This window comes from Paenibacillus sp. Soil766, from assembly GCF_001428105.1.
Taxonomy (GTDB): domain Bacteria; phylum Bacillota; class Bacilli; order Paenibacillales; family NBRC-103111; genus Paenibacillus_E.
This window is the reverse complement of the sequence record NZ_LMSJ01000058.1, coordinates 323,019-337,303: the sequence shown is the minus strand read 5'-3', so window position 1 is coordinate 337,303 and position 14,285 is coordinate 323,019. Positions and strand designations below refer to the sequence as shown.

Below are 14,285 nucleotides of genomic sequence, written 5' to 3'. Positions count from 1 at the left end.
GAAATAGAGACGTCCATCGAATGTACCATTCGATGGACGTCTCTGTTTCTCTGTCGCGTTGCCCAAAAAAAGGACTGCCCACAAGGAACACCTTGTGAACAGCCCTTTGAAACCAATGAAACCGTTCCTATTTACGTTTTCTAACTAACGATACGATCAATGCTAACGCGCCAAGCACCACGGCAGCAATAGACAAGTACAGCGATGTTTTCGATTCCGAACTATCCCCAGCAGCAGCTGTACCAGCCGTTACATTCCCGTGACTGTCCGTAGTCGCACCAGCGGCAGCCTTCGCTTTAACGGTTGTGACAGAAGCGGGTTTGTCTGAGCCATTCGCTCCAACCCATTCCACGACAGAACCGTCCTTGTAAGTTTGGTAAGCTTTCCAGATGATTTGCGTAGCGGCATCAGCGACTTTACCTTGCATGCTGAAATCACCGAATTCAGTTGCTCCAAGTCCATCACCCGTTGCTGTCCAAGTAACGCCTGTGATTTTGCCAGCAGCATCCTTGGCGATGTCGTACTTCCAACCTGCTTTCGGTTCAAACCGTGAAACAGCCACCGAATCAAGAGGGAATTTGACCTCGACTTTCACAGTCGCACTGTCCTTCTCAGAAGGTACACGTACAGTGAAAACTTCATAGCTGCCTTGCGTAGCTTCTTTCGGATATACAGTGACGTGAGCGCTTGCGATCCCCACGAGAAGCATGGATGCGATCATCATCGAGCTTGCGGTTAACATGAACTTTTTAAACATGGAATAATATTCCCCTTTCGAAATCAACTCTTACCATGTTGTCCATCTTACCTGATAGACAAGCAGATGAGTATGACTCGACTGGGCTATTTTTTCGAAATATTAGAATTATTTGTGTCACCTAATAAATCGGTTATATTTTTGGATAAACACTGTGAGAAGTCCAAGGAGGACGATGTAGCCGTTTATTTTAACTAGTTTTGTCCTTTTCGTGTCAGACCATGCTTAATCGCAAAAGCGGTGAGTTGCACACGATTCTCTAGGGATAGCTTCACGAGAATATTTTTCATGTGATTTTTCACGGTATGCTCGGAAATGAGCAGCTTTTCGGCAATGACCCGATTATTATCTCCTTGTGCGACATACGCGGTGATTTCTTGTTCACGCGACGTCAACATGTGAGGACTCGGGCCTTCCGTGTGCGCGCCAACCGGTGAACGGAAGCGTCCGAATAGCTTGTCCGCCATCCCGCGCGCTACCTCCGAATTATCGTCAAGCAGGGCGCGCAGATAGCTGAGCCATTCATCGGGATCCATGTTTTTGAGCAAATACCCTTGCGCGCCGAATTGCAAAGCCGTAAAGAGATCGGCAACATCATCTGAAACGGTGAGCATAACGATACGTATCCCGCCATAGGTTTGTTTAATGTGTCGTGTAGCCTGCAATCCGTCCATTGGTGACATATGGATATCCATTAAAACGACGTCGGGAGCGAGCTCTCCACATAGTCGAATGGCATCTTCGCCTGTACTAGCTTCTCCAACGATGAAGAAATCAGCGCATGGCGCCAGCATGCTTTGTATGGCTTTGCGTGCTAAGGGATGATCATCAACAATAAGAACGCGAAAGGGCATCTGTTCCATCATCAGCTGTTCACCTTTCTTTCAGCTTGTACGATCAATTCCGTGCCAGCGTCTTGCTCACTCTGAAGCTCAAGTGTAGCCCCGAGCTCGGCAGCTCGTTTGTGCATAAGATCGATGCCGTAAGTCGTGCTCTTAGCATTAGCCTTCGCATTAGGCTGCAGGCCGCACCCATTATCCGTGATGTGCATTCGCCAGTGATGGTTGCCATCTTCCAAATGGAAGCTAGCATCGGTTGCCATCGAATGCTTGCGAATATTCGTGAAAGCCTCCTGCATAATGCCAAAGAGGAGTATTTCTTCATTAGGCGAGAAGCTGTTTTCGGTGATCTTCACGGTCTCCTGAAGTTCAATGCCTGTGACCAAGCGCCAGTTGTCTAAATAGGTATGAATGCGTTGCCCAAAGGAAGTACCTTCTTCTGGCGGCGTTCGGAGATTGAAAATAGCCTGACGAAGTGAATTGTCGATCTCGGAAACAGCGGCTTTCGCTTCTTCGATGTCGCCTTGACGCAGCTTCACGTTCAAGAAGAAGAGGGTCTGCGCCAAATCGTCATGCAGCTCCCGAGCCAGACGCTCTCGCTCTTCGAAGACCGCTCTGCGGGCTTCACTGAGCAGGATTTTCTCATTGCTGCGTTCCATGCTGGTAAACATCCAGGAAGCGAAGAGATACGATAGGAGCAACGTGATCACTGTAATCGTGAAATTGCCGGCTTCCATCGTCAAATAGCGCAGTAAAAACTCATGACGAATATACTCAAATCCGCCAATAATACAGACGGGGACTAGCACTGTAAAAAGCTTGTATTTACGCATAGTCATGCAGGGGATCAGCTCCTTTTTGAAATAAGTGATGGAATATGTTTCTTTAGATAAGATGGCTGTATGATTAGAACGGATTCTATTATATCATCTCTGATTTAGATTTCTTCACAAAAAATGGACGCACTACTTCTCAATGCCTGCACGTGTGTGCTACATTGTTAGTAAATCGTAACACGAATGGAAAAGGTGGGTTGAATGACTATGTGGAGATCTTTGCTGCAGGAGAGGAAAAGCTGGGCCGGATACGTTGGCTTTATCCTCCTCCTACACATATTAGGGCTGATCGGTATATACACCGTCGCCAAAACATCCCCAGCTTTCTGGGGAATTGGACTATTGGCTTATACGTTAGGGATGCGTCATGCGTTCGATGTTGATCATATTGCGGCTATTGACAATACGGTGCGCAAGCTCGTGCAACAGAAGAAGAATCCGCTTGGGGTTGGTTTTTATTTTTCATTAGGACACTCATCAGTCGTGTTTGTCATGGCGATTGTAACGGCATTCTCTGTGCAATGGGCAGCTCGTGAACTACCGTGGATGCAGCGTTTTGGCGGTGTGATCGGCGCTTCTGTGTCTGGACTATTCCTCGTCATCATTGGTATCATCAATTTGTTAATCCTTATTAGTCTCTATAAAATGTTCCTGAAGTTTCGCAGCGGCAAGCACGATAACAACGAGTTTGAAGAGCTGTTAGAATCTCGTGGGTTCATTACGCGACTCATTAAACCGCTATTCTCGTTCATTACCAAAAGCTGGCATGTGTATCCCTTAGGCTTCCTATTCGGTTTAGGCTTTGATACGGCAAGTGAAATCGCCTTACTAGCCATATCCGCGCATGCGGCGAAAGATGCAATTCCGTTCATCGGTGTCATCTCGCTGCCCCTCTTATTCGCGGCTGGGATGAGCCTATTCGATACGGCAGATGGTATGTTCATGACCAAGGCGTACAAATGGGCTTTCCATACGCCGGTGCGCAAGCTTTATTACAATTTGACCGTTACCGCACTTGCGGTTGTAGCGGCGTTAATTATTGGTGTGATCGAGCTTGGACAGGTGCTTTCCGAAGAATTCAGTATGGAAGGTACGTTCTGGACGTGGTTGCAAGAAATTGATTTCGGTACGTTAGGTTTTATTCTGGTTGGGATGTTCGTTATCGCGTGGATCGTTTCGATTGCCGTTTGGAGAGGCATGAAGATTGAGGAGCGCTGGGGCTCAAAGTACAATCCATAAAAGACATGGGGCCTCTGCGAGTGCGCAGAGGGTCATTTTTTGTGCATGGTGAACAATGGAATATGAATTTTTTCTAAAGGTAATGATAGAAAAAAGGATTTTTCAATTATTCGTTGAAAGTAGTCTGTCTAGCACTTGAAATTGTGTAAAAGAAAGTAGGACGAATCATGATTGAGTTTAAACATCTTTCAAAAGTATATCCAAATGGTACTGTTGGCCTAAATGACATTAACCTTACCATACACCCAGGGGAGTTCGTTGTAATCGTAGGATTATCAGGAGCTGGTAAATCCACGCTGCTTCGTTCGATTAATCGTTTGCATGAGACGACAAGCGGTGAGATTCTAATCGATGGGAAATCCATTACCAAAGCGAATGGCGCAGGCTTGCGTCGGATGCGTAGAGATATCGGGATGATTTTCCAAACCTTTAATCTAGTCAAAAGATCCACAGTTATCCGTAACGTCCTTTCCGGCCGCGTAGGCTACCATTCCACACTTCGCACGATGTTTGGTTTGTTCCCTAAAGCGGACATTGAGCTTTCGCTCAAAGCGTTGGAGCGGGTAAATATCCGTGAAAAAGCGTATTCGCGCGCCGATGAATTGTCCGGCGGTCAACAGCAGCGTGTTTCCATTGCTAGAGCGCTCGCACAGGAAGCCAAAATCATCCTGGCGGACGAGCCCGTTGCTTCATTGGATCCACTCACGACGCGCCAAGTTATGGATGACTTGAAACGGATTAACAAAGACCTCGGGATTACAACCGTTGTCAACCTTCACTTTATCGACTTGGCTCGCGAGTACGCGACACGCATTATCGGACTTCGTGCAGGGAAGGTCGTGTACGATGGACCTGTTGCTGATGCGACGGATGATGTGTTCTCCGAGATCTACGGCCGCGCCATCAAGAAAGATGAGCTGCTGGGGGTGCAGGAGGGATGAGTGCAGCAACCGTCAAAAAGCCTCCGCGCACTAAGTTCTATATGATCATCGTGATCATGGTGCTATTCTTGATCGGCAGTATCTATCAGACAGATGCGACGCTGACAAGATTAGCTACCGGTACGCCGGAGATCATGAAATTCATCGCAGAAATGTTTCCGCCAGATTGGCTATTCTTCGCTGATATTTGGAAGCCGATGGCCCAAACCATACAAATGTCCATTCTGGGCACAATTGTTGGCGCACTATTCGCATTCCCAATGGCGCTGCTCGCTGCGCGTAACGTAACATCGTCGCCATGGTTGTCTTATCCTGCTCGATTTATTATGAATTTTGTTCGTACCATTCCTGATTTGCTCTATGCAGCCTTATTTGCCGTATTAGTAGGCTTTGGGCCAACAGCAGGTACGTTAGCACTAATCTTCTTTACCTTTGGTATTATTTCAAAGCTTTCTTATGAATCAACTGAAGCCATCGATCCGGGTCCGCTTGAAGCGATGACGGCAGTTGGAGCTAATAAGTTGAAGCTGATCCGTTTCGGGGTTCTGCCTCAAGTTGCTCCTACGTACCTGGCGCATTTCCTGTACACGTTTGAAGTGAGCATTCGTGCATCTGCCATCCTCGGTCTGGTTGGCGCAGGTGGTATCGGCTTATTGCTCAAAAATACACTCGATCTGTTCCGTTATGATCAGTCTTGTGCCATTGTCATTTATACGTTGCTGATCGTCGTCATCATTGATTTGGTGAGCACACGATTCCGTACGTATTTGTTAAAAGGCAGTGCCAAACCCATGTCAGAAACACAAGCGAATACGTTTAAAATTATTGGTGTAGTTGCTGTGATCGGACTTCTTGTATGGGCACTAACTGGCTTGGAGCTAACTGGCTTTCAACCAACCACTTGGATTCTTACAAAAGCGATGATCAGTGGATTATTCCATCCAGACTGGGCCTATGTCTATATCCCAGAAGGGGAAGATTTACTTCGTTCCTTGCTTGAAACCTTGTCCATTTCCTATTTAGGTAACTTCGTATCTGCGATCGTTTGTCTTCCTTTTGCTTTCTGGGCCGCAGCGAATATGAGCAAGTACCGTGCTGTTTCAGGTACAGGGAAGCTATTCCTTAGCGTCGTTCGTACGATTCCGGAAATCATTATGGCCTTGATCTTTATTAAAGCAGTTGGACCGAACGCCTACGCGGGCGTAATGGCCCTTGGCCTGCATTCTGTGGGAATGCTTGGTAAATTGTATGCCGAGGCTATTGAGAACATGGATATGGGTCCTACAGAGGCTATGACGGCTGTTGGAGCGAATTTCTGGCAGCGGATGTCATTCGCGGTCATTCCACAGGTTATACCGGATTTCATTTCGTATACGTTGTATCGTTTTGAAATCAATGTGCGCTCTGCGACCTTACTTGGAGTCATTGGTGCTGGGGGGATCGGGACACCGCTCATCTTCGCACTGAATGCAAGGCAATGGCCGCGAGTAGGCATTATCTTGATTGGGATTATCGTTACCGTCTCCATCATTGACTATATCTCGGGATCATTACGAAAGCGCATCGTATAACATCGAATCACTTGTTCGAACCAAAAAGGCAGTTCCTGAAGGTTGTAACCTTCAAGGACTGCCTTTTACTTCAATAGCCATGTATTACTGATGACTCCCACCTTGCGCAACCAAGTAAAGGATACGAGGCTCACGAAGACGATGTGAAGCTTGAGTGAGGGGTTCATCCGGCCCTATAATTTCAATTTGATCTATTAGGGTGATAGGGATCATAATGTTGTTGATTTTTAAAAGCTGGAATTCTGGGTAATACTGCGCAATGACGCCTCGAACTTCATCGGTGCCGCACCGAATAATCACTTCTGTTTTACGCATGATCAGCATTTCGTACATCCCGTTTTTCACCCCACAATGAATTATGACACGACCGAATTAGTAAACATTTGATAGCCCGAAGTAAACGAAAAGCTTGGACGGGCGTGCCACATTCATAATATGCAAGGAAAGTCTGGTATAGAATGTAAATTTTAGAAGGGAAAAACCACCGCGTCATGGATGTTAGACACATGCTGCGGTGGTTTTTTCTGTCGTGTGTAATTTGATTTTAAAGTATTTTGAAATTATTTCAAGCCCATTGCTTTGTTAGCTTCACGAACGATGTTGAATTTATCATCCGTTGTAGCTACATAACCTTGGTGTGTGTATACATCAATGATCACTTTTTTGCCTTCTGGATCGTTACCGATCGCGATGAAAGCATCTTGAATTTTCTTCTTCCAAGCCGCATCCATATCGGAACGAACAGCGATGGTATCGTTTGGAATTTTGTCAGAGAAAGCAAGAACTTTCGTTTGTTTGAAGATATCTGGGTAATCCTTCAACATGTTTGTACGGATATCTTGGAACACGCCTACTGCATCAACTTGACCGTTAAGAAGTGCGATAACCGCTTTGTCATGTCCTTGGAATTGAACGCCTGTTACATCTTTCACTGGGTCAACGCCAGCTTGCTTCAACACTAGACCTGGGTATACATAACCAGCTGCGGAAGTAACACCTTGCCAGCCCATTTTCTTACCTTTCAAATCTGCAACAGATTTGATTGGAGAATCGGCTTTAACAACGATCATCGATTTGTAGAAATCGACAAGCTCAGTCGTCGGTTTTCCTGTTGCATCATCAACGCCAAAACGTTGTGCTTGTACAAGAAGATCAGCAGCTTTACGGTTATCGTGGGCTACTACATAGTTACTTGGTGGCAAGAAGCCAACATCAACTTGTTTGGAGGACATGGCTTCGATAACAACGTTGTAATCTGTGGAAACGGAAACCTTAACTGGGATTCCTAGTTTATCTGTAAGCAATTTTTCAAGTGGCTTAGCTTTTGCTTCAAGTGTCTCAGCATTTTGGGAAGGTACGAATTGTACTTTAAGTTCTTTCGGAATGAAACCTGCCGCTGCTGCTGGAGTAGCTGTTGCCGTTGCCGCTGCTGTTGCTGCTGCAGTTGATGAAGCAGCTGGAGTTTCGTCTTTTTTCGCGCAACCAACAAGAGCACCTGCAGCTACGACCATGGATAAACTTAGTACTGTTATTTTTTTCATTGTTTTTTGACCTCCGTTTAAATATTTACTTTTTATCTATGTTGTACTATAACATTATCATAAGAGATATGGAAGATAGTGTGAAGTATTTGTTAAACTGACAAATGATATGTAAAACTTTACAATAATTATGGATAGGAGTGGATCGCTTGACGCAGATTGGACAAGCACGAACTAGTCATATTACGATTTTAGAAACAAGCGACCTCCATGGGAATATGTTTCCCATTCATTATGCAAATAATCATCCCAATGATGTGGGCTTGACGAAAATCGCCACCTTAATTACACAGGAACGCGCTAAGGAAGCGCATGTCATTGTGTTGGATAACGGAGATCTGATCCAGGGGACGCCACTCGCCTATCACCATGCGCGCTTGGATAATGTACCTATTAATCCCATGGTGTTAGGTCTGAACTACTTGAAATTTGATGGGGCAGTACTAGGGAATCATGAGTTCAATTATGGCATGAATGTGCTTCAGAAAGCAGTTCGGGAATCTAATTTCCCATGGTTATGCGCCAACATTGTGAATGAGGAGACGGGAGAACCATTCTTTGGTAAGCCTTATCTGATTAAGCAATTTGCGGATGGCGTGCGTGTAGGGATTCTCGGATTAACAACTCCGTATATTCCGAATTGGGAAGACCCGAAGCATATCGTAGGCTTACGGTTTGAAGATCCGATTGCTGCAGCTCGTACATGGATACAGTTCCTCAAAGAGCAAGAACAGGTAGATGTCATTGTTGTTTCCTACCATGGTGGATTCGAAAGAGATATCGCAACTGGTGAGCCTACGGAACCGCTGACAGGCGAGAATCAAGGGTACCAGCTGTGTATGGAAGTTGAAGGGATCGACGTGCTGCTTACAGGTCATCAGCATCGAAGTATATCTGGCGCTCAAATTAACGGTGTAACCATCGTTCAACCAGGAACTGCTGGTGTTACGCTTGGCAAGGTGGACATCGTGCTAGAGCAGACAGAGGGGATGTGGCGCATTGCTTCCAAGCAATCGGAGCTTCTATCTGTTGCAAATGTGGAGCCAGATGCGGTGTTGCTGGAGCAGATCAGCTCTTACGAAGCGAAGACACAGCTGTGGCTTGATCAACCCATCGGGAAACTTACGGGGGACATGCTTGTGAAAGATCCTATGGGGATTCGTACGGAGGACAATGCGTTAATTGAGTTTATTAACAAAGTCCAGATGGAGCTGTCAGGTGCCCAGATTTCAAACACAGCGCTGTTCGATAACATTTCACCTGGATTCCCAGCGGATATTACCATGCGGGATATCGTTTCCAACTACATCTATCCGAACACCCTCAAGGTCATTCGAATCTCTGGTCAGGATATTAAGGATGCTTTGGAGCAATCTGCGGAGTATTTTGAATTAGCGGAAAATGGAGAGCTGCAAGTAAGCAAGTCCTTCATGGAACCGAAGCCTGCCCATTACAATTACGATATGTGGGAGGGAATATCCTACACGTTAAACGTATCTCGTCCAGTCGGGGATCGGGTTGTTCAGCTGGATTTTGAAGGGAAACCGATCAGGCTAGACGCCTCATTTGATGTGGTCATGAACAATTATCGCGCTGCTGGCGGGGGCAACTACGCTATGTTCCAGAATAAACCAGTTGTCAAAGATATTCCAACGGATGTAGCAGAGCTTCTGGCAGGCTACATTATGGAACGAGGTACGATCGAGGCGAGCGTTAACCATAATTGGAAAGTGATCTGGGATTAGGTCTTGTTTTATTGAAAAAGCCTTACAAGAGCGAGAGAAACGTCGTGTTCTCAGCTTTTGTAAGGCTTTTCGTTTCTGAAAAAGTTACTTTTCACGAATATAAGCACGATCTCCTGTTCGAGGATTGTAATATACCCGATAGGTGAATCCGTCTTTTGGATCTATGAAAACCTCAGCTGTAAAAAGAAAGCCATTAGGAGGCGATTGCGGTGTCGCGGTACCATTTGTTTTGTAGCGCTTGTCGTAAACGAAATAACCTAGAAGAAGTAGAATAAGGAAGCCTATAACCCACAAGCCGTATACGAGCAAAATGGAAAAGATTCCGCTCATAGCCTTCGCGTCCGAACGGCTGTGCCATACGCGACGATTTCGCTCATATTTTGACCAATATCCCCGCTGTCGAACCTCATCATGACAATCGCATCCCCGCCCATGGCAGCGGCATTCTTGACCAGTCGGTCCATGGCTTGCTTGCGGCCGTCTTCCACCATTTGCGTATACTGCGTGACTTCTCCGCCAATTAGCCCTTTTAGAGAAGCCATAATATCTCCGCCAATGCCTCTAGCCCGCACGACGACGCCAAAGGTACTGCCCAGAACTTCTGTAACCTCATAACCGGCAATGTTCTCTGTTGTAACTACAATCATTTCGAATCGCTCCTTCTGAGTTGAAATAGATGCTTTTCTACTGGATAAGGATTGGCTATTATTAACTTAGTACGTTAATCGCATGAGGGGGTTTCACATTGAACACAGGGACAACGATTGAATTATGGCCAGGAGTTACACTAGATAGTCAAGGTGAGGAGAACCAAGGCTGCCCAAGCTTAACCTTATATCCGGCTGAGGGAGATGGCTTGCATGGAGCTGTTATTGTATGTCCAGGTGGTGCATACGGCAGACGTGCCCCTCATGAAGGCGAGCCAATTGCCAAATGGCTGAATGGGTTAGGCATATCTGCTTTCGTATTGAACTATCGTTTAGCGCCATATAAACATCCAGTTCCATTGCAAGATGCTAAGCGGGCCATTCGAACCGTGAGACATCATGCGGAAGGCTGGGGAGTCGATGCTAATCGCATAGGTATTCTTGGTTTTTCTGCAGGTGGACACTTGGCAGCAACAGCGGGTACTCACTACGATGCAGGAGATCGAACGTCGTCGGATCCGATCGAGCATCATAGCTCCCGTCCGAATCTTATGGTGCTGTGTTATCCGGTTATTTCATTTGGTGTGAACGCGCACCAAGGTTCACGAATTAATTTGATAGGCGCAGATGCTAGTGAAGAGTTAGTCATGGATTTAAGCAATGAACTTCATGTAACGACAGATACCCCGCCAACCTTCCTATGGCATACGGCTGATGATGCAGCGGTTCCGGTTGAAAATAGCTTGTTGTTTGCAAGTAGCCTTAGCCGCAATAAAATACCTTTCGATCTGCATGTCTTCGAGTCAGGAGTTCACGGGATCGGAATTGCCGCTGATCATCCAGAAGCATATATCTGGACTGAGGTATGCGCAAACTGGTTGAAAAAGCAGCATTTCGCATGACCAAGCTTGCCTACGAATGCCATCCGCTTGGAGACTCAGCGATTGTGATTCGCTTAGGTACGGACATTTCGTTAACGAATCTACATAAGGTCAGGCAAGTAGTGAATTATTTAGAAACTAACTGGCAGGAAGGCTTCATTGAGCTAGTCGCCGCTTATACGACCATTACAATTTATTATGATGCATTCCGCATTTATAACTATTCTTCCGAATCTATGTTAAAAAGTGGGCGATCCCATTGGACAGCTGATTGGCTTCCATATGATTATGTCTTGCAACACATCGAGCAGTTATTAGATGCGTATCTAGAGGAAGATCGTGAGGGATTAGCCGGGCAGTTAAGAGCCGTCAAGGAGATTCCAGTCTGCTATGAGGCGGCATTTGGACCCGATCTGGCAGATGTAGCAGAGTATCATCAAGTGCGTACAGAAGAAATCGTGTATTGGCATACGTCTCGTGTGTATCCAGTTTACATGATTGGTTTCGCACCTGGTTTTCCATATCTGGGAGGTATGGATGCTAGGCTTACTACGCCGCGGAAATCAGTACCGCGCACACGAATTCCAGTTGGCTCTGTGGGCATTGGCGGGGCACAGACGGGGATTTACCCTTTTGAAACACCTGGAGGCTGGCAGCTTATCGGTCGAACGCCACTCCGATTGTTTCGTCCGGACACAGTTCCTCCATCGCTGCTCCAAGTTGGTGATCAAGTGAAATTTGTGGCCATTACATCTGATGAGTTTCATGCTTTCGAAGAAGGGAATGCGAGCAATGAGCTTTGAAGTTAGGAAACCGGGGCTTTTATCTACCTTACAGGATGAGGGGCGCTATGGTTATCGCAAACATGGGGTCATTGTGTCAGGACCGATGGATCGGTTTGCACACAGGGGAGCGAATCTGTTGGTTGGTAATGGCTTGGAAGCGGCTACCTTGGAAATGACACTTCAGGGGCCAATGCTAGTTGCACAAAAGGATATGTTGGTGGCCATTTGCGGAGCAGACATGGGCGCAGAAGTGGATGGAGTAGCAGCGCCATTATGGCAGCCATTTATACTTCATTCTGGGAATGAGTTGCACCTTCGATATGCAATCCATGGGTGTAGAGCGTATTTAGCAGTGCATGGCGGATTCAAGGCAGATTACGTGCTAGGAAGCCACAGCACTTATCAGAGAGCGGCCATTGGTGGATATGAGGGAAGAGCACTTCGTACTGGGGATGTACTGAAAGTAGAGAAGGAAGCGCTAGACTTTGAGGTTGTGAACGAAGTTGAACTACGCAGCAAGTTTGTCAGTTCAATGGTTCGTCCTGACTATCGCGACAACCCGACAATACGGATCGTGAGGGGGAAGGAAGCCTCCTTATTTACCCCTAACAGTTGGTCTAGATTGCTGGCTCAAAGCTTTCTCGTTACTTCACAATCGGATCGAATGGGGTATCGGTTGTCTAGTGATCCTAAGCTTGAGCTCGAAGCTGGCTTATCTTACGAAATGATCTCGGAAGCTGTCATTGAAGGCACAATCCAGGTCCCCTCAAGTGGACAACCCATTCTCCTGATGGCGGATTGCCAAACAACTGGCGGCTACCCGCGCATCGGTCACGTAATCACGGCAGATCTGCCGTTGGTGGCGCAGGTGAAGCCAGGTGGACAGCTGCGCTTTCAGGAGGTTACACATAGCGAAGCGCAGGAGCAGTTGTTGCTTCAGGCGATGGATCTGAAGCTGCTGGGGGCGGGAATGATGGCTTGGTTAAGGGGGTTGGGTTGACTTCACTCAACGCAACTTCACTTAAGAGTAATGAGAAATGAGTAAAGAAAGAACTAGGAAAAAAAGATTGAATAATGATGCTGGAGTGGCATTCATCTAAGCGGGGAGTGAAATTATCATGCTGCGCATTGACTTGAATTGTGACATGGGCGAAGGCTTCGGCGCGTATCGCCTTGGCCGCGACGCGGAGCTGCTTGACTATGTCAGCTCCGCTAATATCGCCTGCGGGTTCCACGCAGGCGACCCTGCAACCATGCGCAGCACAGTTCAACTGTGCCTTCGCAAAGGCGTTGCGATCGGGGCCCATCCGGGCCTCCCCGATCTGCAGGGCTTTGGCCGGCGCGAGATCGCGATCACGCCGGCAGAGGCTTACGAGCTGACGTTGTATCAGCTCGGGGCGCTGCAGGCGTTCGTCCACGCCGAAGGCGGACGCCTGCAGCACGTCAAGCCGCATGGCGCACTCTACCACATGGCCGCGAAGCGCCATGAGGTAGCCGCCGCGATTGCGGCTGCAACGGCCAGCGTCAGCGCGGAGCTGACGCTGTATGGCCCGCCCGGCAGCGAGCTGCTGCGGGCGGGCGCCGCCGCGGGGCTGCGGACCGCGAGCGAGGCATTCGCGGACCGCAGCTACCAGCGGGACGGCTCTTTGACGCCCCGCGATCAGGCTGGGGCGCTTCTTGAGAGCGCCGTCGAGGCTGCGGCGCAGGTGGAGCGGCTCGTCCGCGAAGGCATGGTGCTCTCCCTCACGGGAGAGGACCTGAGCATGCGCGCGGACACGATCTGTATCCACGGCGATGGGGCGCACGCCGTGGAGTTCGCGCGCGATATCCGCGCGCTGTTAGAGCGAAGTGGCATCGCAGTGTTGCCGTTGGGGACCTAGTGTATTCGCTAGGTCTTTTTATCAATCACTCACCAGCATAACTAAGCTGCCCAACTTAGCTCCCCAGCCACCACCAAACTCATCACTCCAACCCAAATTCTCCCCGCCAATAATCACCATTTTCATTTAATTAATCACTAGTCAATCCCATACCACTCACTCAGCTAGTAAGCAAAAACGTTCTACGAATCCTACTCATCCAGCTTGTTCAGGCTACCTTATCTTAAAGATGACGACCGTCATGCGAAGCGCGGTAGCGGAAGGGATGTGCTTAAAAAAATAACAGGAAAAACTCCAGCTAATCACAGTGTATTCCATGAAATTTAGGATATAAATGGATTTTATGTAGTTAATTTATCTGATTTCTTCATAAAAGTGGACTATATGCGAAATTTAACTGCAGGTTTTCCAGTTAAACGAGTTTTTCACAGAAAAATGAAGGAATTAACTGGAGTTTTTCCAGCTATTCGCAAACCGAATGCGGTCGCTCTTGCGTTCGCCCTTGCAGTCGCCCAAACGGTCGCCCTTGCAGTCGCCCTATCGTCGACCTAGCCTCCGCCCCCGCCTCGGCTTACTCGAAGGCATAAATTCCCTGTTCACAAGGAAAGAATCCCTATAACCAT

At 47.5% G+C, this 14,285-nt stretch carries 16 protein-coding genes; 9 read left to right on the top strand and 7 right to left on the bottom strand.

Annotated elements, in window-relative coordinates:
* Nucleotides 1-127: 127 nt before the first annotated feature.
* From ASG89_RS32545 to ASG89_RS32535, 3 genes are all read right to left on the bottom strand, one after another.
* On the bottom strand, nt 128-757 hold the full coding sequence (locus ASG89_RS32545; protein WP_057315482.1) for a YcnI family protein: 630 nt from the start codon (nt 755-757) through the stop codon (nt 128-130).
* A gap of 194 nt (nt 758-951) precedes the next feature.
* Nucleotides 952-1,623 (bottom strand): response regulator, encoded by a 672-nt coding sequence (locus ASG89_RS32540; protein ID WP_414813314.1) that lies wholly within the window; start codon nt 1,621-1,623, stop codon nt 952-954.
* Nucleotides 1,623-2,435, bottom strand: a complete 813-nt coding sequence (locus ASG89_RS32535; RefSeq protein ID WP_057315481.1) for a sensor histidine kinase — start codon at nt 2,433-2,435, stop codon at nt 1,623-1,625. The genes ASG89_RS32540 and ASG89_RS32535 overlap by 1 nt, the downstream gene beginning before the upstream one ends.
* Before the next feature lie 198 nt (nt 2,436-2,633).
* Between ASG89_RS32535 and ASG89_RS32530 the strand changes: the two genes are divergently transcribed.
* From ASG89_RS32530 to phnE, 3 genes are all read left to right on the top strand, one after another.
* Nucleotides 2,634-3,671: a HoxN/HupN/NixA family nickel/cobalt transporter gene (locus tag ASG89_RS32530; protein WP_057315480.1), complete on the top strand. Its 1,038-nt coding sequence runs from the start codon at nt 2,634-2,636 to the stop codon at nt 3,669-3,671.
* A gap of 167 nt (nt 3,672-3,838) precedes the next feature.
* The gene (gene phnC, locus ASG89_RS32525; protein ID WP_057315479.1) at nt 3,839-4,612 is read left to right on the top strand and encodes a phosphonate ABC transporter ATP-binding protein; all 774 of its coding nucleotides are present in this window, start codon (nt 3,839-3,841) and stop codon (nt 4,610-4,612) included.
* Nucleotides 4,609-6,183, top strand: a complete 1,575-nt coding sequence (phnE, locus tag ASG89_RS38790) for a phosphonate ABC transporter, permease protein PhnE (protein WP_082593750.1) — start codon at nt 4,609-4,611, stop codon at nt 6,181-6,183. Before phnC ends, phnE begins: the two co-directional genes overlap by 4 nt.
* Nucleotides 6,184-6,267: 84 nt before the next feature.
* On the opposite strand, the gene ASG89_RS32515 is transcribed toward phnE, so the two are convergent.
* Both ASG89_RS32515 and ASG89_RS32510 read right to left on the bottom strand, forming a co-directional pair.
* Nucleotides 6,268-6,498, bottom strand: a complete 231-nt coding sequence (locus ASG89_RS32515) for a hypothetical protein (RefSeq protein ID WP_235550008.1) — start codon at nt 6,496-6,498, stop codon at nt 6,268-6,270.
* A gap of 245 nt (nt 6,499-6,743) precedes the next feature.
* Nucleotides 6,744-7,724: a phosphate/phosphite/phosphonate ABC transporter substrate-binding protein gene (locus tag ASG89_RS32510; protein ID WP_057315477.1), complete on the bottom strand. Its 981-nt coding sequence runs from the start codon at nt 7,722-7,724 to the stop codon at nt 6,744-6,746.
* 149 nt (nt 7,725-7,873) lie between these two features.
* Here ASG89_RS32510 and ASG89_RS32505 point away from each other — a divergent pair, with 149 nt between their 5' ends.
* Nucleotides 7,874-9,469: a bifunctional metallophosphatase/5'-nucleotidase gene (locus ASG89_RS32505; RefSeq protein ID WP_082593749.1), complete on the top strand. Its 1,596-nt coding sequence runs from the start codon at nt 7,874-7,876 to the stop codon at nt 9,467-9,469.
* Nucleotides 9,470-9,553: 84 nt separating this feature from the next.
* Here ASG89_RS32505 and ASG89_RS32500 read toward each other — a convergent pair whose 3' ends face one another.
* Complete coding sequence (locus ASG89_RS32500) at nt 9,554-9,799, bottom strand: hypothetical protein (protein WP_057315476.1); 246 nt, start codon at nt 9,797-9,799, stop codon at nt 9,554-9,556.
* Nucleotides 9,796-10,116 carry a heavy metal-binding domain-containing protein gene (locus ASG89_RS32495; protein ID WP_057315475.1) on the bottom strand — a complete coding sequence of 107 codons (321 nt, stop codon included), beginning with the start codon at nt 10,114-10,116 and terminating at the stop codon, nt 9,796-9,798. The genes ASG89_RS32500 and ASG89_RS32495 overlap by 4 nt, the downstream gene beginning before the upstream one ends.
* Nucleotides 10,117-10,214: 98 nt before the next feature.
* Between ASG89_RS32495 and ASG89_RS32490 the strand changes: the two genes are divergently transcribed.
* The 5 genes from ASG89_RS32490 to ASG89_RS38065 all read left to right on the top strand — a co-directional run bounded on the left by ASG89_RS32490 (nt 10,215) and on the right by ASG89_RS38065 (nt 14,214).
* The gene (locus ASG89_RS32490) at nt 10,215-11,018 is read left to right on the top strand and encodes an alpha/beta hydrolase (protein ID WP_157276890.1); all 804 of its coding nucleotides are present in this window, start codon (nt 10,215-10,217) and stop codon (nt 11,016-11,018) included.
* Nucleotides 10,982-11,800 carry a 5-oxoprolinase subunit PxpB gene (gene pxpB, locus ASG89_RS32485; protein WP_321166547.1) on the top strand — a complete coding sequence of 273 codons (819 nt, stop codon included), beginning with the start codon at nt 10,982-10,984 and terminating at the stop codon, nt 11,798-11,800. The genes ASG89_RS32490 and pxpB overlap by 37 nt, the downstream gene beginning before the upstream one ends.
* The gene (locus ASG89_RS32480) at nt 11,781-12,782 is read left to right on the top strand and encodes a biotin-dependent carboxyltransferase family protein (RefSeq protein ID WP_235550007.1); all 1,002 of its coding nucleotides are present in this window, start codon (nt 11,781-11,783) and stop codon (nt 12,780-12,782) included. Before pxpB ends, ASG89_RS32480 begins: the two co-directional genes overlap by 20 nt.
* Nucleotides 12,783-12,900: 118 nt before the next feature.
* Nucleotides 12,901-13,662 carry a LamB/YcsF family protein gene (locus tag ASG89_RS32475; protein WP_057315472.1) on the top strand — a complete coding sequence of 254 codons (762 nt, stop codon included), beginning with the start codon at nt 12,901-12,903 and terminating at the stop codon, nt 13,660-13,662.
* A gap of 384 nt (nt 13,663-14,046) precedes the next feature.
* Nucleotides 14,047-14,214 (top strand): hypothetical protein, encoded by a 168-nt coding sequence (locus ASG89_RS38065; RefSeq protein ID WP_235550006.1) that lies wholly within the window; start codon nt 14,047-14,049, stop codon nt 14,212-14,214.
* Nucleotides 14,215-14,285: the final 71 nt, after the last annotated feature.